18 protein-coding genes are annotated in these 26884 nt (G+C 43.3%); 8 read left to right on the top strand and 10 right to left on the bottom strand.

Features of this window, described 5'->3' with window-relative positions:
• Positions 1–60: 60 nt before the first annotated feature.
• From FW774_RS12890 to FW774_RS12900, 3 genes are all read right to left on the bottom strand, one after another.
• Positions 61–1239, bottom strand: a complete 1179-nt coding sequence (locus FW774_RS12890) for a glycoside hydrolase family 88 protein (RefSeq protein ID WP_149348610.1) — start codon at positions 1237–1239, stop codon at positions 61–63.
• Between the two features lie 70 nt (positions 1240–1309).
• Positions 1310–4876 (bottom strand): T9SS type A sorting domain-containing protein, encoded by a 3567-nt coding sequence (locus FW774_RS12895; RefSeq protein ID WP_242457822.1) that lies wholly within the window; start codon positions 4874–4876, stop codon positions 1310–1312.
• Positions 4877–4976: 100 nt separating this feature from the next.
• On the bottom strand, positions 4977–6233 hold the full coding sequence (locus FW774_RS12900; RefSeq protein WP_149348611.1) for a T9SS type A sorting domain-containing protein: 1257 nt from the start codon (positions 6231–6233) through the stop codon (positions 4977–4979).
• 339 nt (positions 6234–6572) lie between these two features.
• Here FW774_RS12900 and FW774_RS12905 point away from each other — a divergent pair, with 339 nt between their 5' ends.
• From FW774_RS12905 to FW774_RS12920, 4 genes are all read left to right on the top strand, one after another.
• Positions 6573–8162, top strand: a complete 1590-nt coding sequence (locus FW774_RS12905) for a hypothetical protein (RefSeq protein ID WP_149348612.1) — start codon at positions 6573–6575, stop codon at positions 8160–8162.
• Positions 8163–8336: 174 nt separating this feature from the next.
• Entirely contained in the window at positions 8337–11486 is a 3150-nt protein-coding gene (locus FW774_RS12910; RefSeq protein ID WP_149348613.1) for a SusC/RagA family TonB-linked outer membrane protein, read from the top strand.
• Between the two features lie 31 nt (positions 11487–11517).
• Positions 11518–13245, top strand: coding sequence for a RagB/SusD family nutrient uptake outer membrane protein (locus FW774_RS12915; protein WP_149348614.1), 1728 nt, complete (start codon positions 11518–11520; stop codon positions 13243–13245).
• 22 nt (positions 13246–13267) lie between these two features.
• Positions 13268–15889, top strand: a complete 2622-nt coding sequence (locus FW774_RS12920; RefSeq protein WP_149348615.1) for a heparinase II/III family protein — start codon at positions 13268–13270, stop codon at positions 15887–15889.
• 202 nt (positions 15890–16091) lie between these two features.
• Here FW774_RS12920 and FW774_RS12925 read toward each other — a convergent pair whose 3' ends face one another.
• Positions 16092–16961, bottom strand: coding sequence for an AraC family transcriptional regulator (locus FW774_RS12925; RefSeq protein WP_149348616.1), 870 nt, complete (start codon positions 16959–16961; stop codon positions 16092–16094).
• A gap of 129 nt (positions 16962–17090) precedes the next feature.
• On the opposite strand from FW774_RS12925, the gene FW774_RS12930 reads away from it, so the two are divergent.
• Entirely contained in the window at positions 17091–17915 is an 825-nt protein-coding gene (locus FW774_RS12930) for a phytanoyl-CoA dioxygenase family protein (RefSeq protein ID WP_149348617.1), read from the top strand.
• A 284-nt stretch (positions 17916–18199) separates the two neighbouring features.
• On the opposite strand, the gene FW774_RS20895 is transcribed toward FW774_RS12930, so the two are convergent.
• Positions 18200–18382, bottom strand: coding sequence for a T9SS type A sorting domain-containing protein (locus FW774_RS20895; protein ID WP_149348726.1), 183 nt, complete (start codon positions 18380–18382; stop codon positions 18200–18202).
• 2 nt (positions 18383–18384) lie between these two features.
• On the opposite strand from FW774_RS20895, the gene FW774_RS20900 reads away from it, so the two are divergent.
• Positions 18385–18540, top strand: coding sequence for a glycoside hydrolase family 30 beta sandwich domain-containing protein (locus FW774_RS20900; protein ID WP_149348727.1), 156 nt, complete (start codon positions 18385–18387; stop codon positions 18538–18540).
• A gap of 358 nt (positions 18541–18898) precedes the next feature.
• Here FW774_RS20900 and pafA read toward each other — a convergent pair whose 3' ends face one another.
• The 3 genes from pafA to gatA all read right to left on the bottom strand — a co-directional run bounded on the left by pafA (position 18899) and on the right by gatA (position 23484).
• The gene (gene pafA, locus FW774_RS12945; RefSeq protein WP_149348618.1) at positions 18899–20548 is read right to left on the bottom strand and encodes an alkaline phosphatase PafA; all 1650 of its coding nucleotides are present in this window, start codon (positions 20546–20548) and stop codon (positions 18899–18901) included.
• Between the two features lie 68 nt (positions 20549–20616).
• The gene (locus FW774_RS12950; protein WP_149348619.1) at positions 20617–21993 is read right to left on the bottom strand and encodes a lytic transglycosylase domain-containing protein; all 1377 of its coding nucleotides are present in this window, start codon (positions 21991–21993) and stop codon (positions 20617–20619) included.
• A 33-nt stretch (positions 21994–22026) separates the two neighbouring features.
• Complete coding sequence (gatA, locus tag FW774_RS12955) at positions 22027–23484, bottom strand: Asp-tRNA(Asn)/Glu-tRNA(Gln) amidotransferase subunit GatA (protein ID WP_149348620.1); 1458 nt, start codon at positions 23482–23484, stop codon at positions 22027–22029.
• 34 nt (positions 23485–23518) lie between these two features.
• Here gatA and FW774_RS20440 point away from each other — a divergent pair, with 34 nt between their 5' ends.
• Together FW774_RS20440 and FW774_RS12960 are read left to right on the top strand one after the other, a co-directional pair.
• The gene (locus FW774_RS20440; RefSeq protein ID WP_187774893.1) at positions 23519–23677 is read left to right on the top strand and encodes a hypothetical protein; all 159 of its coding nucleotides are present in this window, start codon (positions 23519–23521) and stop codon (positions 23675–23677) included.
• Positions 23678–24060: 383 nt separating this feature from the next.
• Positions 24061–26064, top strand: a complete 2004-nt coding sequence (locus tag FW774_RS12960) for a phosphodiester glycosidase family protein (RefSeq protein ID WP_149348621.1) — start codon at positions 24061–24063, stop codon at positions 26062–26064.
• 287 nt (positions 26065–26351) lie between these two features.
• Here the strand turns inward: FW774_RS12960 and tatA (FW774_RS12965) are convergent, their stop codons facing one another.
• Both tatA (FW774_RS12965) and tatA (FW774_RS12970) read right to left on the bottom strand, forming a co-directional pair.
• Complete coding sequence (gene tatA / locus FW774_RS12965; RefSeq protein WP_149348622.1) at positions 26352–26513, bottom strand: twin-arginine translocase TatA/TatE family subunit; 162 nt, start codon at positions 26511–26513, stop codon at positions 26352–26354.
• A gap of 27 nt (positions 26514–26540) precedes the next feature.
• On the bottom strand, positions 26541–26855 hold the full coding sequence (tatA, locus tag FW774_RS12970) for a twin-arginine translocase TatA/TatE family subunit (protein WP_149348623.1): 315 nt from the start codon (positions 26853–26855) through the stop codon (positions 26541–26543).
• Between the last annotated feature and the right edge of the window lie 29 nt (positions 26856–26884).

Here is a 26884-nt window from a genome sequence, read left to right on the forward strand (position 1 = left end):
CATACATACGGCATTCAACTTTTGACTTTATACTTTGAACTTTATACTTTGAACTTAACACTACAACCCTTTCTCTTTTAAGCGTGTAAGTGCTTCAATATAATAATAATCGGCATAGTTTAAAGGTACGTTTATTTCATTTCCGTGGGGGAGGCTTCCAACGCTGTGCATTAATATAAAATTTCCGTTTTCTCTGGGTTTGGCAGTATAGGCATCGCCTGACAGTGAGTTTAAAATATGTGTTGCGTTGTGCAGGTATTTATTGCCGGTATAATTGCTTAGCTCCAGCAGTGCTGATGCTATGATGGCCCCGGAGGAAGCGTCCCTGGGTTCATTCGGAATATTTGGCGCATTGAAATCCCAGTACGGAACCCCGTCTTCCGGATAGTTAGGATGGTTCAGGATAAAGTTTGCAATCTTTTCAGCGAAATCAAGATACTTTTTATCTTTTGTGTACCTGTAGCACATGGTATAGGCATATAAGCCCCAGGCCTGGCCGCGGGACCAGGCACTTTCATCGGCATAGCCTTGTGCCGTGACCTTGCTCACAACTTCACCGGTTTCAGGGTTGTAATCCAATACATGATAAGAGCTGCCATCCGGCCTGAAATGATTCCTCATGGTAGTATTGGCATGAGTTATGGCAATGTTTCTATAAATGCTGTCTCCGGTAATGTTTGATACTTCGAATAATAGTTCCAGGTTCATCATGTTGTCTATAATTACAGGAAACTTCCAGCCCCGTTCCGCCTGCCAGTTACCCACCACGTCCCAGCTTTGGATGCAGCCTACGTTTTTATTAAAGCGTGTGATCAATGAATTTGCTGCGTCTATCATTACCTGTTTGTACTCATTTTCCCCGGTTATTCTGTAGGCTTTTCCATAAGAATTGTTGAAAATGAATCCCAGGTCATGGTCGTTTGTGAGATTTTTATGGTGTTTAAATATTTTCTGCATGGTAATAGCCGCTTCTTTCCATTTCTCATCCTTTGTTCTTTCGTATATCATCCAGCAGGTTCCCGGCCAGAAGCCTTCTGTCCAGTCATACGGAGTTTCTATCCAGCGGATTGCTCCGTTTTTGTCAACGCTTCTGGGGATGTTGTTTGCTTTCATTGAAAGTGTACGCAGGCCGGTCAATTGTCGCTCACTTTTTTCTAATCGTATTTCGCTGTCGGTTTTTGATTTACAAGCTAAAATGGTTAGGGAAAGTAATAGTAAGGTGGATTTAATAATGTTCATTGCAATAGCTATGTATAATGTATGTTGTTTTGTGTTTAATTATTTGAGGAGCGATACTTTGACTGATATTTTATTGTTTTATTAATTTTTTTGTAGTTGTAATTCCGTTGCTGTTGGTAACCTGAATGATATATACACCTGTTTTCACCTGTTGTAAATCCAGGGTAATGGTAGCCGTTTTGTAGGTTTTATCTAAAATGCAGGTCCCGGTGCTGTTGTATAGTTTAAGGTTTGCCGCCTCCTGGGCCGGGTTAATATTTTGTAAGGTAAGCGTTTCTGTAAAAGGGTTAGGGTATATGATAGCTTGCCGCCCTGTTTTTGGCATTGCCTTTTCAGTGCTTTCGGGATATTGAATGGAAAGCGGTTGTTCGGTATAGATCACCTTGAACACAAAACCGGTAACCCTGATGTTCCCCGAACTTCCGCTGTTGAATACGGAAGCCAGGTCGTCATCCGTTTGGCCGCCAGGTAAGATGATATTAAGGTCTTCAACGTTTACAAAGCCCGAGCCTGAAGAAAGGATTACATTGGCGGAAGAACTTGGACCACCAAATGTTTTTTTCTTCGAGGTGTCATTCCTGTTTACAACGGTGCCTATCCTGTTGCCGGTGGCTAAGTTTACCTTTATTTTTGCCAGTTGCATATCCACTGTCTCAGGCAAGTACAGCGTGTTTAATCCTAAGCGGTATCCTTCATTAGGGTCTATACCGTTACTGGCGCCGCCCCTGATACCAAGTTCTCCGGTAGCGCTTCTGTCTATGCCTGCCGCAGTAAGCAAATTACCATAATTCGCACCCGTGGTAGTATTGGTAGTTCCCATTCCCGCCCATTTGAAATAGAATTTTTTGTTCATGGCGGTGGCGATATCTGTTCCACCGTACACGTTCCACGCGTACTCGGTAGAAATACCGCCTATGCTGGCCTTTCCCGAAGCGTCTGTATGTAATTCTGAAGTATCGTAGTACAAGGCATCGCCTTCTTTGCCCGTAACCGGATTAGGCAGTTCCAGCAGGATGTAATTGACCGGCTCTACAGATGATGGAGGTACTTCGGCACCATCTGTTAGCTTTACGGTAAAAGTTACGGTTTGGTTAGCAGGTATGGTGGCCTCAAACCCAACCATTACTGAGCCTGGATTTTTGCGTTCGTAAGTGGCAGATGGAAAGTACGTTACAGGGTCTGTTGAGCGGTTGGCAGCCAGGGTAAACGTAACCGCCGGGTTGGAGCAAAGCACCTCCAGCTCTACCGTTTTACCACCTTGCGTAAGTTTTAATTTAGATGAGCTCAGGGTTTCAACCAGTGCAGTTGTTGCCATATTCCAATACAGGTTTATGGGTTGTGCGCCATTATCAATATGGTCTTTGATCTCCAGGTATGCGTTATTTACAAGGTAAATGCTTCTGTCTATGGCATTTAATTCATTGTTTAATCCTATCAGACCTTTTAAATCCAGTTTAGCGCCCCGTTTTGCATCAGTATCGTAAGTTTCTGTTATAACAGCTTTACCGTTGGCCTTGTGGTGCTGCCAGGTGCTTTCTGTAGTTTTTTTAATAGACAGGGTGTTGTGGCTCAGGTTGCTTATCCTGAAAATATTCCACCTGGCCGAATTTTGAGAAAAGTCATTATCGGCGCCCGGAGGAGTTATGCCTGCTTTTATCGCATCGTAATCTTCTTTTCCAAAATCTGTTGTCCAGCGTAACCCTTGCGAATCATATACAAAAGATCCCCCGTCCATGTGGGCATGACTGTAGTTAGGAGTGCCCGCCTTTACACCCATGTATTTTCCATTGGAACCTTGCCACGCTGTACGAACTAATGCTACCGGTTGGGTTCCATACCCGTACCATAATTTTGATTGGGGAGATGCCAGGTTATCCAGGCTGATATCTTTTCCATAGATCAGGGTTATGGGCAGAAACCGGGAATCCTCTGAAAAATCGCTGGCATATCGCCCGCTTTGCATAAGCTCTTTTTCTGTAGACAGAATAGATGGGTTGTTCAGTTTTTTTGCCATCCATAGCGTGGGAGGGAGAGGAGTACGTTTGTCTGTACAATCACTGTAGTTGAAATATAAGGATGACGTACCTGTTACGTATTGCATGTATTCTGCAGACTCTAAGAAACCGGGTGTGTATGTTAACCGCTTGATGCCTTCATGATTCTGGCCATAAATTCTCTCAAGCGCCGATAGCATCAAAACTTCGTAGGTAGTGCCATAAGACCAATACATGGCGCCTTCCTGATAATTACCATTGGCATAGGTATCCATAGCATTAGGGTTTTTTATCAGGATCCTGTTAAGGATATATTTTGCTTCGGTATCCATTTGCGTTGTTCCATCGCCTAAAATGGCCAATGCCCCATACGTTAGTCCGCTAATACACACCTGGTTCCAATTGGAAGTCATATCCCAAAATGCACTTGTTTTTTGGGTAAGGAAAGCATAGTTCAGTATTTTTTCACGGGCTTTTTGCCGTGTAGTTGCCGATAGATCGTTGTACAGCCAATCGTACCCGATAGAAACGGCAAAGCACATTTCTGCAACATCTAAACTATAGGTTACCCAATCCGGAAAATTGCAAACGGTGTTTATTACACTTTCAGCTTTGGTTAGATACGAAGTATTATGCGTCATCCTGTAAGCATAAGACAAATAGAATATCTGTTTAATTGCATCTCTGGAAGTTTCCAGTATCCTGTTGCTGCTGTTGGGACTGTACACCAGCGTAGGTGCCGATAAAAAAGCGCTGGCTTGCGCCATAATATAAGCATGAACGGAGCTATACTCGGGTGATTGGGCTATAAGCGTCTGGATAGCTGTTTCTTCCCCCTGCTTAAGTAATAGTCTTGGGTGAGACAGATTAGTAATAACAGCGGGATTGAAAATATTGGTCAGTACTTTCAGCTCTACCTGTGTAATTCTGAAGCCACTGGGAATGGTTGAATTACCAAAGACTGATACAATGGCATCGTTAACCTCTCCGCCGGTAACGTACAGGTTAAAAGAGGATACATCAATAATCCCGGCACCACTTGTAAGAGCGTAATCTATTCCCGGGATTCCGGAATTGCCGAAAATAATCCGTTTGGAAGGATTTAACCGGCTCACGATCATCCCTGTTTCATTGGCCGCATTCAGATCGGTTACTCCGATTTTAGTAATTTGTATAGCCGCTGTAGAATTCAGGTTGGTTAAGTCGAGCCCGAAATAAAAACCTTCGCCCGGATCTATGCCGTTGCCTCCTCCTCCGCGTATTCCTAACTGGCCGCCAGCGGCTCTGTCTATTCCCGCGGGAGAAAGCATTTTTCCAAAGTCATTGCCTTCAGTAGTATTAACACTGGCCATGCCTCCAAACGTTATTGCAAACGTTTTGTTCAATGCGCCTGTTGGGGTAACCGTAGATGCCGCGACACTCCAATCATCGCTGCTATTGCTATTGTAATAAGAAGTATTACCCGAAGCGTCTATCTGGAGTACAGAAGCATCGGTATACCAGGAGTCTCCCTCAGACCCTCCGGGTAAAGGCGTAAGCGTAATGGTGTTTTGCGCATATCCTGTACAAATAAGCAGAAAGAAGAAAAACATCGTCATTAACAGATATTTTTCTTCAAGACTGTTGGTAATGTTCTTTTTCATGGTGTTTATTTTTTTGGCTAGTGCGGTAAGGAATATTATCCGGTTTTCTACAGGAAGGATGTCTAAATGATCACGTTTTAGACATCCTCTTTGAGCTTAGCTACCTCTTAATTAGCTTATGAACTTCAGAAACGCCTTCTCCCTGCAGTTTAACCAGGTAAATGCCAGGTGTATAATGGCGTAAATTGATTGTTCCTTGGGTGGCATTTTGATCCACCGGAGTAGTTTGTAATAGTTTACCCTGCATATTTGTTAAAGCAAGTGTATGGTAAATACCTTCTTGGAATAGTACGTTTACCTCGTTATCAGTTGGGTTAGGAAATATGTTGAAAGTTGAGGTTTGAACGTTAAACGTTGCCGTTTTGACGCCTAATTCTGTTTGTTTGCCATCGTTATCAACCTGTACCAGCTTGTAATAATTAATGCCGTTTAGCGCCTTTCGGTCGTAAAATCCGTATGATTTCGGTGTGTTGCTGCTGCCTGCGCCCGGTAAGGTCGCAATGGAAGTAAATGTGCTGCCATCGCTGCTGCGCAACACCGTAAATTCTTTGTTGTTTTGTTCAGATAGCGTTTCCCACTGTAGCTTAACGCCCTGTGCCTGGGTAGTTGCTGTAAAGCTGGCAAGGCCAACAGGAAGCGAGCTTAGGGCTACTACCTTTAGTTCCAGCTTTGTAATTCGCCAATTGCTGGCCAATTCTGCTGGCGTATTATTAAATACCGAGACAATAGCGCTATTAGCGCTTCCGCCTGCTACGTACAGGTGTAACGAGGATACATCCAGCGTTCCTGCACCACCTGTAAGGGTGCTGTTTCCAAAATTAATCCGCTGAGCAGGATCTAACAGGCTTACCACGATGCCTGTTTCGCCGCTCGCCGCCAACTGTGCTACTGAAATTTTGGTAATCTGTACGGCAACGTCGGCGCCCAGGTTACTTAGATCAAACCCGAAATAATAGCCTTCGTTATTGTCTATGCCATTAGTTGTGCCGCGTATTCCCAACAAGCCACTCCCGTCTCTGTCTATGCCTCCGGCGGTAAGCATTTTGCCATAGTTACTGCCCTCGGTGGTATTAACCGTTGCCATGCCTCCCCAATTAATTGTAAAGGTTTTATTCAGCGCACCGGTCTGGGTAATGGTTTCGGCCGATACAGTCCAATCATCGCTGCCACTGCTGTTATAGTAAGAAACCACACCCGAAGCATTTACCTGAAGTGTGGAAGCATCGGTATAAAGGGCGTCGGCTTCTGAACCTGTAGCTGAAGGTGTAAGCGTAATGGTCTGGGCATTACTTTGAGCTATGCCGCTAAAAAGAAAAGCAATAGCAACAATTAGTTTTGGTGTGTAGTTTTTTTTCATATCCTTTAGGTTTAATATTTGGTTAAGCGTCTGCTGTATTCACAAAGTTTTCAGCAGATTATTCTACGCAAAGTAGTATGTTTCCCAAAGCTAAAGCGGGGAATAAGCGTCTAAATGTGGGGTGTAGAATGTCTGATTAAATAGTTGTTGATGTAGCGTTTCAGGCGTTCTTTATAAATTTGGGCTTTTAAGTTGAAAGGATAGCTTTATTCAAAATACCCCCTTAATTAAGACGCTTATTCCCCTTATTTAAAGTTCTCATATTTTGATTTTTGTGTAAACGCATAATTATAAACCTAAAAGCCATAACCAGGGCTTTACCTTATTAAATGATGAAGTATGAAAAATAAACAGCTACTTTTATTACTATTTTGTTACCTGGCAATAGTTTCATGTAAAGATGCTCTTAAAGCAGATTTAGAGAGTATTCGTAATCCCTCAGATTTAAAATATGTAGAGATTACTGATGCAAGAGAAAGCAGAGCGATTACTACCGCTGCCCCTACCGTTCAAACCGGCGGGCTTATTCCCACATTCGAATTAGTTAGTATTGTTAAAAGCGATGGTACGGTGCTGGATCAATCGTATTTACAGTATGTAACTATCGGACAAGCCACCACTAAAAGCATAGCGGTTGATGAGGGAATGGTAGATGCCAATGGAAACCCGTTAACCTCGGTAAATGTAACCAACTCGGCCAGTAACGGCATTATTACCATTGCCGCCGGGCATAATTTTACTGCGGGCGATTATTACTTTACCATTAAGGTTACTACCCAGGCCAATGGGCAGGTATATTCAACCGTATTTGACAAAGCCTTTCATTTACATATTGGCCCGCTGTTGCCCTCTAACTTAATTTATTCCCCCAAAAACCAAAACCTGGTGTATGGCGCAGGCAGTAAAACAAGCGCTCCGATACTGCCCAACTCAAACCCCGATGTATACTTTGAACTTGGAAATTATACGGATAAGCTAAGCATTGATAAACAAACGGGCGTTATTTCGCTTGCCTCAAACTATGTATATACTGCCCGCGAAGTTTTACAACCAACAGTAAGAGTGGTAAGCAATATAAGCGGCGAGGCCATTGCGTTTGAAAACAAGTTAACCGTGGTAATTACTGATACACCAGAGGTAATGCCTGTAGAAACCATTTATGTTTTCTATCCTACGCTTAATGTAAACGCGGCATATCCCACCGGCGGTGTTGGCTATACAGTACAAACAGATATCGCGGGTCTGTCAACAAGAATCTGGGGCAATAGAACCAATTCAATTGCTTCTTATTTAGTAGCGCCTACAGAACGGCCTGCCACTAACACCGGGCAAACTATTCTGGAAACATGTACTTTCTCATCGGCATCAGCTACTAACCCCGTCAGTGCCTGGATGGTAACCACTACGCAGGATCTCACTCCTTATCAATACGGCTATCAGTTGTCTTTTAACTATTATTATATGCCTGCTTACCAAACCTATATGGCAGACGGACGTACACCAACAGATCTGGAGGTGTATATATCAACTGATTATACCGGTGGTGATATCCAGGATGCGAATGGTAACTGGCTAAACGGTACATGGACGAAAGTAAATGCCAGTATGAAATGTCAGCGGTCAGAAGGTCGTAGCGGTAGCAACTCGATAGGCGCTCCCTGGGGCACTGAATTTATAGGAACACCTTACCCCGGCGACCAGAAAGGCGCTGATCCTGATGGCAGAAAAAATCTTGCTGCCGGAACATTCTATAATATATGGGTAAAATGCTCTTACGATATCAGTGTCTCCCAGCTTTCAAAAAACTTTACAGTAGCATTTAAAGTGGCGTCTTATTTTGAGGGAGGCCTGCTGAATAATACAACAGCACCCGGAAGAGGAGGGTCTTATTTCATTTCAGATTTTTATTATAAAGCGGTTGAACATTAAGCGTCTTTCATGATCAGGATACTGATCCTGAAAAGTTCAATGATGGATTAATCCACTTCGGCAATATACCAAACAGATATTGTCGAAGCAGGATTAACTGAGAAAGTAATATATAAATAAACGTTTAGACAGGTAAAGAAGCCTGCAGATTTAGTAAAATCTAATTTTAGAAGTATGAAATTTATCAAATTATTATTGCTCTTATTCTTTATTTCCACATTGCCAGCTCTTGCACAGAAAAGTGTAAAAGGTAATGTTAAAGACGCTGAAGGTGTGCCTCTTGCCGGTGTTAATGTTACGGTAAAAGGTACTGCCCGGGGAACCTCGACCAATGGGGACGGAAATTATGTGATTAATAATGTAAAGCCATCTGATATTCTGGTGTTCTCTTACCTTGGGTTTCAAACCCTTGAAAAGATGGTGATAGAACAACAAACAATTAACGTTACGCTTAAAATGGAAGATGTAAAGCTGGGAGAGGTTGTTGTTGTTGGATACGATGTTGTTAGAAAAAGCGATTTGACAGGCGCTGTATCTGTAGTAAACCCGAAAGATCTGGCTGCTACGGCTACGGCTAACTTTGACCAGGCTCTGGCGGGCAGGGTTGCCGGTGTACAGGTTACATCGAGCGACGGCACGCCCGGAAGCCCTCTTAATATTGTGATCAGGGGTGGAAACTCTATAACGGGCGATAACTCGCCATTATATGTTGTTGATGGAGTTCCTCTTGAGGATTTTGATCCGTCAAGTATCAATACACGTGATATTAAGACCTTTGATATTTTAAAGGATGCCTCGGCAACAGCCATTTACGGGTCTCGCGGTGCTAACGGTGTGGTGGTAATTACTACCCAGGGCGGCCGGAATGACGGGAAAACAGACATCAATGTAGGTGTATCATCCTGGATACAAACAATTCCAAACAGGCTGGAAGTAATGACCCCTTACCAGTACGTAAAATATCAGCAAACGCTGGCTTATGCTAACGATAGCTATGTACCTGCTACCAATGTGGGTTTGTTTGCCAATAAATGGGGCGACCCTGAACTATACAGAAACGCTGCCGGTATCAATTGGCAGGATGAGATTTTTCAGACAGCCCTTGCAAACAATTATGTAGCTTCTTTGAGGGCAGGCAATAAAAAAACTACTCTGTTTTATAGCGGTAACTATCTGAAACAGGAAGGAACGCTTATCACCACCGATTTTAGAAAGATAAATAACAGGCTGAAATTTACCCATAAACTTAACGATAATTTAGAAGCCAATGGTCAGGTAGAATACAGCCATAACAATTACAACGGTTTGGTGGTCTCGGGTAATACCAGAAATTCTGTTATCAGGGATGCCGTATCTTTCAGACCGGTAAATCCTGTAAACTGGAGCGCCGATGATGAGGATGAAGACGAAGAATTAATCTCCAGTCAGGATCCCTATTTGTATGACCCGGTAAAAACATTAACCAACACCGACCGTACACGTACAGACGACATACTTTCAGGAACGTTGGGGTTGAATTATAAGTTTCTGAAGAAATTCGATTTGAGCGTAATGGGGAATTATAGAACATCAATGACAGAAAGTACGCTCTTCTATAAACAAAATACACAGGAGGCTACCAGAACGAACAGGGGGATAAACGGCTCAATAACTGATACCAGATATAATATTTTATCTACCTCTAACACCTTACGGTTCAAAGACCAGAAAGGTAAACATAATTACAGCGCTTTGGTAGGGTTTGAAGCTCAATACAGAGGGTTTAGAGCTTCTTCATTACAAAATACCAATTTACCAACCGACGAATTTGGTGTTGATAACCTTGGTATTGCAACAACATCTACCATAGCAACTTCCAATGCTTCAAGAAACTCTCTATTGTCCTTTTTTGGAAGAGTGAACTATACATACAACGATCGGTATTTAGCAACTGTCAACTTTAGGGCTGATGGATCTTCTAAATTTAGAAAAGAGAACCGGTGGGGATATTTTCCATCGTTCTCATTTGCCTGGAGACTGTCGGAAGAAGATTTTTTAAAACCGGTTAACGCGATCTCTGATCTGAAGTTAAGAGCGGGCTGGGGAATGACCGGAAATAACCGTATTGGTGATTTTGACGCGTATAATTTATTTACGGTTAATTCAACAAGTGGATATGTTTTAGGCGAGAACCAGACCTATTCGCCGGGAGCTTATCAAAGCAATATGGCTGTGCCTGATTTACGCTGGGAAACTACAGCTCAGACTAACGTAGGATTAGATTTAGAGTTGCTCAAACGGTTTAACCTTACCGTAGATTACTACAACAAAAACACAAAAGATCTCCTGTTAAATGCTGAGATGGCACCAAGTACAGGTTTTGACAGGGTACAACAGAACGTAGGAAAAGTCTCCAATCGAGGTATGGAATTCACTTTTACTTCTCAGAACATCAAAAACAAAAATTTCGGATGGACTACTAATTTTAATATTTCCTTCAACAAAACAAAAACCCTCAAATTAAACAGCGGTCAAACGGAAATGCTGACAGACCCGGGATGGGATCTACAGTTTATGCAAACGGAGTACCAGTATGTTACAAGGGTAGGACAGCCTGTTGGTATGATGTATGGTTTGGTGTTTGATGGTATTTACCAATTGGATGATTTTGTACAGGCAAATGGTGTTTACCAATTAAAAGACGGTGTGCCTTCCTATCAGACGACAATGAGACCCGGAATGGTGAAGTTTAAGGATATTTCGGGGCCAAACGGCGTTCCCGATGGTCTGATAAACAATTATGATCGCACTATTATCGGTAACCCATACCCGAAACACACCGGGGGCTTGTTCAACACGTTCAGGTATAAATCCTTTGATTTTCAGTTTTTGCTACAATGGGCGTATGATTTTGATATCCTGAACGGCAATAAATCAGAATTTGGAAATATTTATCAGCAAGGCCGGAACGGATTAACCTCACTCGCCAGCATTTGGACACCCACCAATACCGAAACCTCTGTCGGTGGCATGCGGTATGATGGCGTTAACTTATTAACACCCTTTGGTTACAGATTAGATTCACGCGATATTGATGATGGCTCATATCTGAAGCTGAAAACGGTAGTTTTAGGGTACAATTTACCTGGCAAATTGTTGAGGAAGCTTAACCTCAAAAAATGCAGGTTATTTGTCTCTGCCCAGAACCTGTATACCTGGACAAAATACGAAGGATATGATCCGGATGTTTCTGTTGGAAGGTACGGCGCATTAACCCCCAGGTTAGATTATTCCGCATACCCGCAAAGCTTAACGGTATCCGGGGGAATAGACGTTACATTTTAAAAAAAGCATTCGTTTTTAAATTATAATTACAATGAAAAAAGAGAATCTATATATCGCGGCAGCTTTTTTAATCATTTTTACTTTGGCTGGCTGTAATAAATTTTTGGAGTTAGACCCGCAATCTTCCTGGAAAGATGAGTCTTTTTATGCTACTAAAGCGCAGGCAAATTTAGCTTTATCGGGAATTTATAACCAATTGGCTAAGACGGATGGTATATATGCGTACAAGTTCAACGTAACTTTAGAAGGCGGAACAGATGAATGCTATACCAATGATCCGGGTACAAGCTGGAACTCGGCAAAATACATGTATACTTCTTCGAGCGATGAAATTAAAATTACGTGGTTGGGATTTTATAGCTGCATTCAATTAGTTAATCAGTTTGAGAAAAATCTGAAACCGGGTATTTTTACCACAGAAGAATATAATAAGCTGTTAGCCAAGGCCCGTTTTATGAGAGCTTTCGCCTATTTTAATCTGGCTAACTGGTTTGGGCCTGTTCCTTTAAGGTTAACCCCAAGCTCTTCACAGGAAGATAATAATCTGGCGCCGTCTCCGGTTTTTGACGTTTACAAGCAGGTAGAAAAAGATTTTTTATTTGCGGCAGAACATTTAAGCCATTCAAAAGATGCTGATTATATACCCGGCGAACCTAATAAAATGGCAGCACATGGTTTGTTAGCCCGTCTTTATTTAAAAATGGGCGGATATCAGCCATATTTATCGAATAATGAGGCTGCCTGTTATTTCGAGAACCCTCAGCAATATTTTGATAAAGCCAGAGAGCAGTGTGAGATCATTATAAACGATGGCTGGCATCATATTGTGCCTTACGCTACAGACCCGAACAGCTACAGGAACCATTTTTTATCCTACTTGCAAGACAAATACGATTTAAGAGAGTCGCTGTATGAAATTTCATTTGGAAACTTATACAGCTCAGGGATACAGGTTAGCGGTAGGTTAGGCAATATCAATGGCGTCGAGTTTGTAGGCACAGCAGGTATTCCCAGAGGCTTTGCTAATTTTAATGTGGGACTTCCGGTGTATCAGGTCTACTCGCTGGAAGATGCCAGAAGAACGTGGAGTATTGCAGGCTATAAGAATAATTATACCTCTGCTACAGCACAGTTTACCATGAAGTACATCTTCGATAATCCTTTAGACCAGGAATATGGCATTGGAAAATTCAGGAGATGGGAACCCACAGATATTGCTACCTTAAAATCAAAGGGAAGTATCGTGAATGCAGGCTACACCATTCTTAACAATACATCAGGGTCTGATACCGATCCTAATTTTACCAGCATTAATTTCCCGATTTTAAGATATTCGGATGTATTGTTGATGCACGCGGAAGCAATCATCGGCGGCAGGTTTGGTACCGCCGATGCCAACGGGGAGGCGGTAAATAGCCTTAATATTGTAAGGGAGAGAGCCGGGTTAGATCCTTACAGTGGCAGTCTGAGCCATAATGATTTCTTTAAAGAACTTGTGGATGAGCGGTTGAGAGAGCTTTGTTTTGAAGGGCTTCGGAAGCAGGATCTGATCAGGTGGGATTTGCTGGAGGATAAATTACAGGAAACCAATGCTGCCATTAAAGGTTTCGCTACATATATTCCTACCAGTCAGTATCATCAAACATATTTAACGCCCGGAAATAATTTTGACAGGTCAAAGCACTTACAATTACCTTATCCTTTACAGGAAACACAAATAAACACCAGTCTTCATCAAAGAACAGGCTCGGGCTGGTAACCATATAAAAAAACAAATTGAAATGATAGATATTCCGTCAAAAAAACAAAGAATACAACGTGTGGTAAAATATGCTTTCATTATAGGTGTCTCGCTATGCTGCATCCGGGTAAATGCGCAAACTGCCGCCGTTACACAGTCATATAATTATTCAAAAATAGCAGCGCATCCCAGGCTTTTATTAAGCAAAGGAGAGGAAAAGGATATCAAAGCGTCGATTCAAAGAAACCCGGAGTTTAAAAAAATAGATACTTATATCATGCAGGTATCCGATCAGTTGCTCTCCGAACCGCCTTTGGTATATAAAAAAGAGGGCAAAAGACTGCTCGCTGTATCCAGGAAAGCGCTTACAAGGCTATACTATTTATCATACAGCTATCGGATGACCGGGGATAAAAAATATCTCGACCGGGCAGAACAGGAACTGAACGCCGTATGTGCGTTTGAGAACTGGAACCCATCGCACTTTTTAGACGTGGGAGAGATGTGTATGGCGGTTTCCATCGCTTATGACTGGCTGTATGATGATTTAAAGGAAACCACCCGGAAAAATGTTCGCAAAGCGATTATAGAAAAGGCCTTTGCCCCATCGTATGATCCAAAGGATGCTAATGGGCAGCAAGCGGAAATTGCGGCGAAGTATTTACACGGCAATAACGATAACTGGTTTCTGGAAGCGCACAACAATTGGAACTCGGTTTGTAACGCGGGTTTGGCAGTAGGCGCATTAGCCATTCTGGAAGATGATAAACAGGAATCCATTGCCATTATTGAGCGGACGTTAAAATCCAACCAGTTAGCGTTAAAGTCGTATGCCCCCAACGGAAACTACCCGGAAGGGCCGGGGTACTGGAACTATGGCACTTCATTCCAGGTAATGCTTATCGCGGCGTTAGAAAGCGCCCTGGGTTCTGACAACGGGCTGTCGAAATCGCCGGGCTTTATGGAATCTGCCAATTACATGACGTTTGCTGCCGGCATATCGGGGAAATATTTCAATTATTACGATTGTGGGTCATCTGCCGAGCCAAGTTCATCCATGTTCTGGTTTGCAAATAAAATGCATGATCCATCTTTGGTATTTTTAGAAATTCCGATGATCGATAAAGGAGCCTATACGCGGCATGACGCTTCTGATGCAGAAAGGTTTTTGCCCGGTACACTTGTTTTTGGCAAAGACCTCACACTATCTAAAACCCAGTCTCCAACTAAAAAAGTATTTACAGGCAAGGGAATTACACCGGTATGTATTGTCCGCACAAGCTGGAAAGCAGGCGAAGGCCAATATTTTGGGATAAAAGGCGGAATGGCCGGTGATCCGCATGGCCACATGGATGCGGGAACTTTTGTATATGATACCGGGAACCTGAGATGGGCTATGGATTTTGGTATGCAAAGCTACTCTACGTTGGAATCTAAAGGCGTAGATTTATGGAACATGGATCAAAATTCTCAAAGATGGGATATTTTCAGGTATAATAACCTGAACCATAATACGCTAACAATAAATAATCAACGGTATAACGTTAAAGGGAAAGCGGAGATTATAGAAACCTTTGACAGCAAAAAAGAAACAGGCGCCAAAGTCGACCTTAAACCGGTTTTAAACCTTGCCGACGAGTTAAAAACGGCGACCAGGAAAGCGGTGATAGTAGAAGATGCTTATCTTAAAATAGAGGATTTTATTGAAACTAATGCTAAGCCTGTTGATTTAAGGTGGAACATGGTTACGCCGGCCTCCGCAGAGATTGTAGATAAAAACACCATCAGGCTTTCCCAGCAGGGCAAAACCATGTTGTTGAAATTTAACTCCGATATTCCGTTTAAACTGGTTATAAGACCCTCGGAAAACCCTAAAGAGTATAAATGCGAATATGGTAATTATAAATACGGCGATTATAACCTGCCAAACAAAGGGACTGTAATGGTAGGCTTTGACGCTAAAATTCCGGCAAACAAAGCCGGAAAATTTACGGTGACTTTTGCAGAAGGTAAACAAGAGCTATTATTAAATAAAAATACATTTATTCTTGATGCTCCCAACCCAAGCTCAGCATCAGAAGGCGATCAGGTATTTCATGATATTTCACCAATAGGCATTAGTAGTTCAGGCGTTTTATTTCCCCTTGAAAACCCGGATTGGATTCCTTATGGAGAGACAACCATCAAAAAACTGTTAGATAAATCATTTAAGTTCAGGATTGATGCTAAGAGGATAACCCCAACAGGCCTGGCAGATGCCGGTATAGACAGGTCTGCTGACGGGCAGTTAGGCGTTAGGGGAGGAGAAAGTAGTGGGATAGATAAAAATGAAGGATATATATTAGGCCTGGATTTAACAGGATTAGATCCGTCTGTACAATTCGGGCTTACAAAGGTGGCCTTCACTTTTTTAGATGCGGAGGAATCATGTACCCTTGTGAATCGCCAGGTTCCGGGGAAGATGATGATCTATAAAGGAAGTGATAAAAAGGTAACTCAGGAAGTTAAGATGACTTCAAATAATAGCAGGCAGTTTGTTGATGTTTCAAGCTTAGGTATTTCCCTTAAAGGAGGAAAAAACTACACTGAGATTTTGTCTTTATTTAATACGAGTGCGGGTGGCAGCTTTAGAATTGCCGGTTTTGAGCTTGTTGCGAAATAAATTAACGTGAGTTTGGGTTAAGGCGCAGGCTCGTCCCGATTTGCAATCGGGATGCCATGAAACGGCGTTTGCAACGCCGCAATATTGCTTAAGACAATCAAAGGCAGCTATTATCGGCGTTACAAACGCCGGAGATTGATGCACTCGTTTTGCAAACGAGCGCAAACAGGTTGTGCGTTTCCTATCCCAAGCTCACGTTAAGTTATAATTTTTGCCTGAAGTTTTTCCGGTAAGCAAGTGGGCTGATCTTCATTTTAGCCCGGAACAGCTTATGGAAATGAGAGACGTCCGAGAATCCACTGTCAAAGCAAATTTGCGATACAGGCTTGTTGCTGTAAGCCAGTTGCTGCGAAGCATAATTAATTCTATAATCAATGACCATTTCCATGAAGGTTTTCCGGGTGGCCTTCTTAAAGTATTTGCAAAAAGCATTTGGAGACATATTGGCAACTGCAGCAGCTTCATTTAAAGAAACCCGCTGCCTGAAATGTTCAACCAGGTAAGCAAATACCCGGTTAATTCTTTGTTGCTCCTCGGGCGACTGTTGCGCCGTGTAAGTATAGTTATTCAACACCACAACAGAATCGGAGACCGCTAACGAATGTAAAATCTCCAGTAAAGAGATAAGCCGTTTAAAGTTATCATTTTCCGTTGCCAGGGTCATCATTTTATCGCAAACCAACTCCTGCGTTTTATTGGTGAACCGTAATCCACCGGCGCTGCGCAGTAAAAGATGGTTAATAGATAGACATTCCGGTTTAGACAAAAAATGCTCGCCTAAGAAATTATCCTGAAATTGTACAACAACCGAGTGGGCATTAATCTCACCCTCAATAGCATCCTCTGTTTTCCAGCAATGAGGTAAGTTGGCCCCTAACAGCACCAGGTCTCCACTCTGGTAATTTTCCATATTGCTGCCTACAAAACGTTTTCCCATTCCTTTTACAATAAAAGTCAGTTCATACTCCGGATGAAAGTGATAGGGGGCACTAAAAGCATGTTCTTTAAAATCCCTTAAAAGAAATGAATGATTTCCAGGCGTTCCTAATGCTTCAAAAGAAGGTTTGATCATTGTTTATTTTAATATGAAAATCAAATTTATGCCTTATTATGGATAAAATACTCCCTGAAATGGTTAAGTTATTCATTTTTTGAAGAATGTAAACAACCTAATATTGAGTAACAAAACCAATATATAAATATGGAAAAGCTAATGGAAAAATTGCCGGTCTTAGATGATAGTTTCACAGCATTGTCCCATGAGCAGGTAAATGAATTTCGAAAAAACGGGCATACACTCATTCAGGGCCTGTTACATGCCGATGAAGTAGCCGCGTATCGCCGTGTCATAACCCATGCCGCAGAAAAGTACAATACAGAAAAACGTAAGCTGGAAGACCGGGATACTTATGGAAAAGCATTTCTGCAAATTATGAATTTGTGGCGTTCAGACAACCTGGTACAGCAATTTGTTATGAGTAAGCGTTTTGCCCGGGTAGCAGCAGATTTGCTGGGTGTAGAGAATGTCCGGATTTATCACGATCAGGCACTGTTTAAAGAGCCGGGAGGCGGTCCGACACCCTGGCATCAGGATCAGTACTACTGGCCGGTTGATACACATCATACCGTAACAATGTGGATGCCCTTAGTTGATATTGACGCCGCTATGGGCATGCTTACCTTTGCCTCCGGGTCGCATAAAAAAGGATATGTGTTTAATAACGAAATATCCGATGAATCGCAGGATAAATTTGATGAATACATTCAGCAACACAACTTTCCAGTGGTAAGAGCTGCTGCAATGAAAGCTGGCGATGCGACCTTTCATTACGGTTATACCATACACAATGCACCGGCCAACCAGTCGCAAAAGATGCGGGAAGTAATGACAATTATCTATGTGGCAGATGGCGCCAGGGTAATAAAACCACAGCATAAATGGCAGGAAAATGATCACAAGACCTGGTTAATGGGGTTGCCGGAAGGCGAGCTGGTAACTTCAGAATTAAACCCGCTGGTGCTCTGAAAACATTGGCCGTATTCAGGTATTAAGTCAGATCACCTTTTCCCAGGTTCCGGCTCAAACTGTCTGTACAGTTTCCCGAAAGGTTCTGCGGATGAATGCATAGAAAAGCCTCTACGGACTCTTAATTACTCATATTAATCCCAAAGTTTCGGGATGGGGCTGACGAGAGCTTTTGGTCAGCCCCGGAGTGATAAAAAAACAGGTTTTTTAAACGCTCTTATACTATTCGGATAACTCCGGATAAGCAGACAAGGATTTGCTGCTAAACAGGTATAATACCTTTTTTAATCCTTTACTATCCTGATGGCATTATAGCCGGCTATTTTTAATATATATACGCCTGTATTCAAAAGGCCTAAATCAAGGGTGCTTGTATTATTGTTAATATTTCCCCTGCTTACTACAGCCCCGTTGGCGGCGTATACAGAATAAGCTAAAGTTTTCTTTATTTCTTCCTTAAGATGTATGGCTGCCCAACGTAGCCTTTAAAAGTCCCGGCGGGCGGATAGTTCTTATTGTGCTGAATAAAAGTGCGCAACCAAGATCAGTTGCTTTGGCAATACCGGGTAACCCCGTTATACAAGCCTGCCTGAATCCCGGGGCCGCAGGCACGTTTGTGTGGTAAACAATAATAGGAGGGGGGAGGAAAAGACAAGCTGTTATATTGAAGCTGTTATTCAATTTCTGTGTAAACGCACTAAAAAAACCGGACAAAGCAGTATTATAATCCAAAAAGAAAAAGCACCGGCAGATCTAAAAAGCTCGGACCTCGTCACCCTCCGAAGGGGTACTTTGTCCATAGGACTCCTTTGGAGAAGCAATCTGTTCATAATCAACCAAATAACAATCAAACTTAGGTTATAACATTTAAACGCTTGCTTAACCTCTCAACAAAAAAGCCCGGCAGACAAAAAGTCTGCCGGGCTTCTGGTTATTTTTAAACCTTATATGTTTTAAAAACCTATAAGGTTTGGACATAAACTTTATTTCGCCGGGCCTGCCATTACCTCCCCAATAGCTTTGCCTATGCAACCACTTGGCATTTGAATGTGTAATAATGCTGCAATGGTTGGTGCAATATCGGTCATAGAATACGTATTAACAGATGCGCCGTGCCGGATGCCCCATCCCATAAATACCAATGGAATATGCGTGTCAAATGGGTTCCACTGCCCGTGTGATGTACCGGTTTTACCACCGTCAAACCATCCCGGCTGCGGCACAAAGCCTACATCACCGCAACGTTTTGAGTTGTACCCGTTGATGAGCTTCTCGCGGATCACTACCGGAACAGATGTATCGCCGATTTTATTCATATCAGCAGCAAACTGTATTCCCGGCTGCCTTCTTAAAAACTCAACCGATACCTGTTTAACAGCATCGTAGCTCAACCCGGCCTTGGCAATCTTATCCACATCAAAGCTGATATAAGCGCTGGAAGAACCTTTTATAATATTCTGTACATTGTATTTACCTGCCAGATAAGTATTCAGATCTTTAACCACAGTTTTGCTTTTCAGGAAGTCGCTGGGCAGATTATGCGCCTGCATAAATGGAATAGAGTGCGCAGCGCCATGATCGGCTGTCAGAAAAACCGTATAGTTTCCCTTACCCGCCTTTTTATCCAGGTAGCTGAAGAAATCCGCCAGATCCCTATCCAGTCGCAGGTAAGTATCTTCTACTTCAATAGAATTCGGGCCATAAAAATGTCCCACGTAATCGGTCGAAGCGCAATTGATGGTCAGGAAGTTGGTTGCCGGGCCATTAGCCAGGTCGTAGCCATCGACAGCAGCTTTTGCAAATTCCAGCGTTAAGGTATTGCCATAAGGCGTTCTGCGGAAATTAACGTGATCCTTGTTATAAGCTACAGCTATATCGTGCGGGAATACCGGCTGTTTCTCGCCCGGAAATTTACCTTCCCAGGCCACGTTATCCGGAGTGCTCTGCACATACGTATTAACAGGATATAAGGTAGTCCAGGGTTTTGAGATCATTTTCGCAATTTCCTTACGGGCGTTGAACTGCTTTACCCAATCGGGCAGATCTTTCATGTAAAACGTGCTGGTTATAAAATTACCGCTGTCATCATCCATCCAGAATGCGCCGGTAGGAGTGTGGCCCGCAGGCAGGATAGCTGCACGGTCTTTTAAGGAAACACCTATAATTTTGGCCCTGAAATTGGTTGCCAGCGCCAACTCATCGGTTACGGTAGATGCCAGCAGGTTCCTTGGCGACATTTGTCCGGCAACAGATGTACTGCCCACGGTTTTTTCAACGGTATCTTCGGTACAATACCAGTTTTTCCAGGTAAGCTGGTCTGTCCAGTTATTGCCAACAATGCCATGAATAGCAGGAACAGAACCAGTAAAAATGGTTGAGTGCCCCACCGCAGTATGAGCAGGTAAATGGGTAATGAAAGTATTCTGACATGAAAACCCTTCATTCAGCAGGCGTTTGAAACCACCCGCCTGGTACCGGTCATAATAACGGTACAAATAATCCCAGCGCATCTGGTCAATAACAATGCCCACCACCAGCTTTGGACGCGGAACCGCATCTGAAGCTTTTTGGGCATAAACAGCGCACGATAAAAAAACAACAAGGGGAAGTAAGAGCAAAGATATTCTTTTCATTCAGCTATAGTTTGAGATGCAATAAAGATATCCGGTTTTTCAGAATGTTTTATTCCCTGACAGGATTGTTACAATTCGTTAGTGCTGATCTTTAAGATCATCCCCGGCTTTAGCGAAGTTGATACCAGGCTATTATTTGCTTTAATATCGGCAACGCTGCTTCCTGCAAAACGTTCCACAATATTGGCCAATGTGTCGCCTGCCTTAACCCGGTATGCAATGTAGGTTTTGATTACCGGTGAAACCGTTTTTTCTGGCATAGCCGGTAATATTCTCAATATTTGTCCGGGTAGCAATGTGCCTTTCAGGTTGTTCCATACTTTCAGATCCTGAACCTCAACGCCATATTTATTGGCTATAGCTGCTATATTTTCGCCCTGCTTTACGCGATGAAATCTAACCTTGGCTGTACCATCGGCCACAGCCACTGTCTGCATCTCACCATCTGTACTATTCAAGGCCTGGTATAGTGCAGTATAATTGGATTTATCGGTTTGCGGCAATATTACCTGTTTCGGCGCCGCAGCCGAGCCATTGATAATTGCCTTTTTATAGGCCGGGTTAAGAATAGCAAGGTATTCGCTATCTATACCGGCAAGTTTGGCAATACTGGCCAGCGATATGGTTTTGCTTACCGGCAAAATATCGGTGCGAACCGGGAAGCCCGGATCCCGTGCCACAATCCCGTGCTTCTCATAATTGTTCATCAGGTACACGGTTGCAATAAAGGCAGGTACGTAATTGCGTGTTTCTAACGGCAGGTACGACCGTATGGCCCAGAAATCGGCTATACCGCCGGCCCTGGTTATTGCCCGGCTAACGGCGCCCATGCCGCAATTGTATGATGCAATGGCAAGCAGCCAGTCGCCAAACTGGTTAAAGGCATCCCTGAAGTAAGTGGCGGCCGCATAGCATGCCGATACGGGGTCTTTGCGTTCATCCACATAATTGTCAATGGTTAAGCCATACCCTTTGGCCGTGGTGTACATAAACTGCCAGGGGCCGGTTGCCCCGGAACGTGAAACCGCATTGGGATTCAAGGAAGATTCTACCACCGATACATATTTCAGCTCCTGCGGCACATTCATCTCCTTTAATATTTGCTCGTATATTGGGAAATAATAGTTTGATAATCCGATGATCCGGCCGAAATCTTCCTTACGGCGATCCAGGTACACATCAATAAAATACTGGGTATGCTCGTTATACGTTAACGGAATGGTTTGGCGCAATGAATCTAAGCGCTGCTTATAAACAATGTTCTGGAAAGAGCTTACCGGAGTTTCTTCTGCCGGAATAGTAAACAACGAATCGGGCAGATAAACACTTGACCGTGTAAGTGCCTTGGCCTTGGTTGAATCCGCACTCTCCGTACCTGTATATGCGTTTGCTGTTAATGTGCAGGCAGCTATCCCCATAGCTACCGCCATGATTTTTCTCATCATACGCTGTTCTTCTGGAGTATTTCCCCCTTTTTGTTATTGCTGAATATAGTGATCGCTTTTTACAGTATCTAACATATATTTTGAAAACGCCAAAAGTTCCCCCTCTCCAAAACGTTTCCCTAACAATTGTAATCCTAACGGTAATCCCTTTGAATTATTGCCCGCGGGTATCGAAATGGCAGGTATTCCGGCCAGCGAAGCCTGTACCGTAAAAATATCCGCCAGGTACATCACTACAGGATCATCCGTTTTTTCGCCAATGCCGAATGCCGGTGTCGGCGTGGTTGGCATCAGGATAAAATCGTATTCGGCAAGAATTTCTTCTGTTTTCCTGCGTATCAGTTGTCGCACTTTCTGGGCTTTACCATAATAAGCATCGTAATAACCGGCGCTTAACACAAACGTCCCCAGCATAATGCGGCGCTTCACTTCGGGCCCAAATCCTTCCGACCGCGATTGTTTATACGTACTTTCCAGACCGTGAGCGCCGGGACTGCGATACCCGTAATGTACCCCATCATACCGTGCCAGGTTTGATGATGCTTCGGCCATGGTCAATATATAATACGTAGGCACTACATATTCCAGATACGGAAATGATACGGGCTCTACCGTATGTCCTTCTTCACGGAGCTTCTGGATGGCATGTTCCGTCAGTTCCTGAACTTCCGGATCCAGGCCGTCGGCATTAAGCACTTCGGTTAAGTAGGCTATTTTTTTACTGCCCGAAGTATGTAGAAGCGCTGAGTATGAAGGAACCAACTGTTGTGCCGCGGTACTGTCGTACTCATCAGGGCCGGCAATAATTTCCAGCAGCAAGGCAGCGTCTTCTACCGAGTTGGTAATGGGGCCAACCTGGTCAAACGAAGAAGCGTACGCAATAATTCCATGCCGCGATACCCGTCCATACGTTGGTTTAACGCCAACTACCCCGCAAAACGCGGCTGGCTGACGTACAGAGCCACCCGTATCTGTTCCCAACGCCGCCAGGCAAAGCCCGGCCTGAACAGCTACAGCCGAACCACCCGAAGAGCCTCCGGCCACTTTGGTATAGTCGGCAAAGTTTTTTACCGGGCCGTAACAGGAGTTTTCGTTAGAGCCACCCATGGCAAACTCATCACAGTTCAGCCGGCCGATAATAATAGCATCTTCGGCCAGGATGCGCTCTACTACTGTAGATGAATAAATGGAACAGTAATTTTCTAATATGCGTGAGCAAACGGACACCTTATGGTCTTTATAGGCAATAATGTCCTTTAGCCCGATAACCATTCCGGCCAGGCGCCCGGCAGTTCCGTTCCTGATTTTTTGCTGTATTTCTATCGCTTTTTCACGAACATCGCCGGCGAAAACCTCTATAAAAGCATTAAGCTCCGCATACTCATCAATACGCTGTAAGTAATGCTCAACTAAGTTTGGTAACGTGATAACTCCTGCCTGCAGATCTTCCTGTACTTCTGATAATGTGTAGTATCTTCTCACCTGTAACATTTAGAATTTGTAAAAGTAATAAATTGATTTTATTATGACTACCTCAATTCCAAATGTCTTCATGATCAGCAAGTCATCGATGTATTTTTTGAAAAGCAAAGCCGGTAGCGCTTCGGCTCAGATAGTCCCGTTTTTCGCTCATACGCCTGCAAGCATTACGCACAAGGCCGGTATCCGCTACACCCGGGTTTAATGATGAGTGGCTGTGCAACTATCTTTACAATTAACAAGACCTGCAACAAAGAGGCTTTTGGGTTATATAGCTTTGACAACTTTTTAAAAGTTGTCAAAGTTCAAAGTTCAGAACAGGGGATACGGAGAATCAGGCTTTTTAGGCATCCTTTACAGGCGATTAATAGCAGTACTTGCCTAACCTGCCAACGCTGACAGGGTTCAAAACCCTGTCAGCGTTTCTGCATTCAGGCACAGTCTCTCCATTCGCAACAAAAGCGAAGAACAAAACCCATAAATAACCAATAAAGCACAATAAAAAGAAACAAACTGATTTGTTTTTGAAAACATTTTATTACTTTGGCAGCAACTAATCATTTACGTATACCTACAACTACTTAAATCATGAAAAAATTTACTATCCTGGTCACACTCGTTATCGTAGTGCTGCAATGCTGTAAAAAAGACAAAGCAACAACCCAAACATCCATTCCCGAAATAGTTTCAATAACCCCTTCAAGCGCCGCGGTAGGAGAAGAAGTATTGCTTGCCGGCAAGAACTTCGGGAATGCCCCTGAAGTTTACTTCGGCGATGCAAAAGCTCAGATAACCTCAAAATCAGCAACCGAAATCAAGGTGGTTGTACCTGCGGGCACAGGCACCGTTGAAGTCTATGTAAAAAACGGAAGCGACAAAACAAAGAGTGTAAGCTTTACTTATATAGCAGGGGATCCGCAGGCACCGGTGCTGACTTCTGTTAAGCCCAGGTCGGCCATTACAGGCGACACGCTGGTTATTTCGGGAAAAAATTTCAATGCCGGCACGAAGGTATTATTCGCCACCACAGAAGTGCAGCCTGTTTTCTTCACTGCTACTGCTGTAACAGTTATCATCCCTCCCGGCTCGGGTACGGTAAAGTTAACGGCACAAAACATCATCAACGGTGCTGTTAAACCTTCTAACCAGATCGACTTTACGTATGCGCAGATTGCCAACAATAATTACGGCACAATTACCCTTACGGGAGTAACTTATAAAATAGACACGCTGTCGTATTTCGAAATTGCTCCCGGCACATTCTACATGGCGCTCAACCTCACCGAATCGAGCGGCGGCAAGCCATTAAAGGCTTTTATTACAACGGTTGACGGTACCAATCAGTATATGAACTTTAAACCGGTAATAGGGCGGGACTCCGTTTCGAATAATGAACGTCCGTCGGCTATGGCTGCCAGAAAATCATCGCCCGGCAACCGGTATGTGGTTGGCACAAACAGTGACTTTTTTGACGTGACAAACGGAACCGGATACCAGAGAAATGCAAATATGGTTGACGGCGTGCTGGCATCTATAGGTGACAATAAGGCCATTAAAGGAAGCGAATACCCGGGTAATGCCATTTTCGATGCGCAAAAAAGAATGTATATCGATAACCTGAAATACAGTGCATCGGTAAGCTTTGGGTCGCAGACCATGGAGATCGATACCATTAACTATTATAAATACCTCAATACCAACAAGCTCACCTTCTTTAATATTTACTGTGGCAAAACCACGGGAACCAACAATGACCGTACCGAGGTTGCTATTACCCCTGTTAATGGTTCCTGGAATTACCTGGGTGAAACCGATGTGAAAGTGGTTAATGTATATCCCAATAAGGGCGATCACGCGGTAAGCAACTCTATTTCCTACCTGTCGGGAGCTACAGGGGCAGCGGCTAATTTTCTGAACCAGCTCAAAAAGGATGATGTTTTGAAGCTGAAATTCAGCCTTGTACCACGAAGTGGTATCAGTGTTACACCGTATAACATTACCGGTGGCCGCCAGATCATTATGCGTAACGGTACCATTTTACCTGACATCTGGAACGGGCCTGAGAAACATCCCCGTACCGGTATCGGCTATTCAAACAGTGGTAAAAAGGTATATTTCTGTGTTATCGACGGGCGGAGCACTGCATCGGTTGGCGTATATACTTCTGAAATGGCGCAGATCATGAAATATTTTGGAGCAACGGATGCTCTAAACTTTGACGGAGGCGGCTCTACGGTAATGTACCTTGATAAGATCGGTATTGTCAATACGCCCAGCGATGGAAGCGAACGGGCTGTGGTTTCGGGTATGTTTGCTGTTTCTTCTGCGCCAGACGATAATCAGATAGCCAAAATTGTCCCTAAGCAATATATTGTCAGGCTTAATAAAGGCGATGTGTTTACGCCTGTTTTTTACGGGCTTAACAAATATGGGCAGGTTGTGAATACCAATGTTTCGGGCGTTACAGTTCAAACAAACGGGCTGGGAACCTATACCGACAAAAAATTTACAGCGGGTAACCAAAGCATATTCGGTTACATAACAGCAAAATATCAGAACCTAAGTACCCGGATCAAAGTATTTGTACAATAGTATGCTGCAACAAAGAGGCTTTTGGGTTATATAGCTTTGACAACTTTCTAAAAGTTGTCAAAGTTTACAGGCGATTAATAGCAGTACTTGCCTTGCTTTATAAACCCGGCAGCAGTGGCAGCCCCGATTGCAATGAGGGCTACAGCGGATGATGGGACTATGGTTACCGATGCACTACTGCAACTGCTTTTCAAAAAATAATGATCGCGGCATAAAAACAAAAAAGGTGAGACTGTTCATCTCACCGTTCAATCATTGGCATTTTAGCCAATACTAATGGTTTTGAGTTATGCGTTCTTATGGTCTTCAGAAGCCGGATCGCCATCTTTAGCGTCTTTGAACTCTTTTACACCGCGGCCAAGACCTCGCATTAATTCCGGAATTTTTTTACCGCCAAACAGCAAAAGAATTACAATAACAATAATGATAATTTCTGGGGTTCCTAACATGATAATATCTTTTAAATGAGTAATAAGTTAATTTGCAGGATGTTCATTTTTAGTGTGCTCCTCAACCGGAGATTCAGGAGCTGAGGGTTCAGTTGTTTTACTGGTGTTTGAATGGGTATCTGAATCCAGATCGACATTCAGATCATCATTTATAGCGTTAATGTTACGGTGAATCTCCCGTTTTACCCCCTCGGATGCATCTTTAAACTCACGCATTCCTTTTCCTAACCCACGGGCAAGCTCAGGGAGCTTGCTGCCACCAAACAACAGCAGCACGACCAGCATAATGAGCATAAGCTCCGGCGTACCGATGTTGAGAAATAATAACATGGATGTATACATTGTTTTACAATTAATTAAGTGCAAATATA

Source organism: Pedobacter sp. BS3, assembly GCF_008274585.1.
GTDB lineage: Bacteria > Bacteroidota > Bacteroidia > Sphingobacteriales > Sphingobacteriaceae > Hufsiella_A.

Bases quoted from the DNA above. Each gene is read 5' to 3' on its own strand.
- FW774_RS12890 (WP_149348610.1), bottom strand. From the start codon at position 1,239: ATGAACATTATTAAATCCACCTTACTATTACTTTCCCTAACCATTTTA.
- FW774_RS12895 (WP_242457822.1), bottom strand. From the start codon at position 4,876: ATGAAAAAGAACATTACCAACAGTCTTGAAGAAAAATATCTGTTAATG.
- FW774_RS12900 (WP_149348611.1), bottom strand. From the start codon at position 6,233: ATGAAAAAAAACTACACACCAAAACTAATTGTTGCTATTGCTTTTCTT.
- FW774_RS12905 (WP_149348612.1), top strand. From the start codon at position 6,573: ATGAAAAATAAACAGCTACTTTTATTACTATTTTGTTACCTGGCAATA.
- FW774_RS12910 (WP_149348613.1), top strand. From the start codon at position 8,337: ATGAAATTTATCAAATTATTATTGCTCTTATTCTTTATTTCCACATTG.
- FW774_RS12915 (WP_149348614.1), top strand. From the start codon at position 11,518: ATGAAAAAAGAGAATCTATATATCGCGGCAGCTTTTTTAATCATTTTT.
- FW774_RS12920 (WP_149348615.1), top strand. From the start codon at position 13,268: ATGATAGATATTCCGTCAAAAAAACAAAGAATACAACGTGTGGTAAAA.
- FW774_RS12925 (WP_149348616.1), bottom strand. From the start codon at position 16,961: ATGATCAAACCTTCTTTTGAAGCATTAGGAACGCCTGGAAATCATTCA.
- FW774_RS12930 (WP_149348617.1), top strand. From the start codon at position 17,091: ATGGAAAAGCTAATGGAAAAATTGCCGGTCTTAGATGATAGTTTCACA.
- pafA (WP_149348618.1), bottom strand. From the start codon at position 20,548: ATGAAAAGAATATCTTTGCTCTTACTTCCCCTTGTTGTTTTTTTATCG.
- FW774_RS12950 (WP_149348619.1), bottom strand. From the start codon at position 21,993: ATGATGAGAAAAATCATGGCGGTAGCTATGGGGATAGCTGCCTGCACA.
- gatA (WP_149348620.1), bottom strand. From the start codon at position 23,484: ATGTTACAGGTGAGAAGATACTACACATTATCAGAAGTACAGGAAGAT.
- FW774_RS20440 (WP_187774893.1), top strand. From the start codon at position 23,519: ATGACTACCTCAATTCCAAATGTCTTCATGATCAGCAAGTCATCGATG.
- FW774_RS12960 (WP_149348621.1), top strand. From the start codon at position 24,061: ATGAAAAAATTTACTATCCTGGTCACACTCGTTATCGTAGTGCTGCAA.
- tatA (WP_149348622.1), bottom strand. From the start codon at position 26,513: ATGTTAGGAACCCCAGAAATTATCATTATTGTTATTGTAATTCTTTTG.
- tatA (WP_149348623.1), bottom strand. From the start codon at position 26,855: ATGTATACATCCATGTTATTATTTCTCAACATCGGTACGCCGGAGCTT.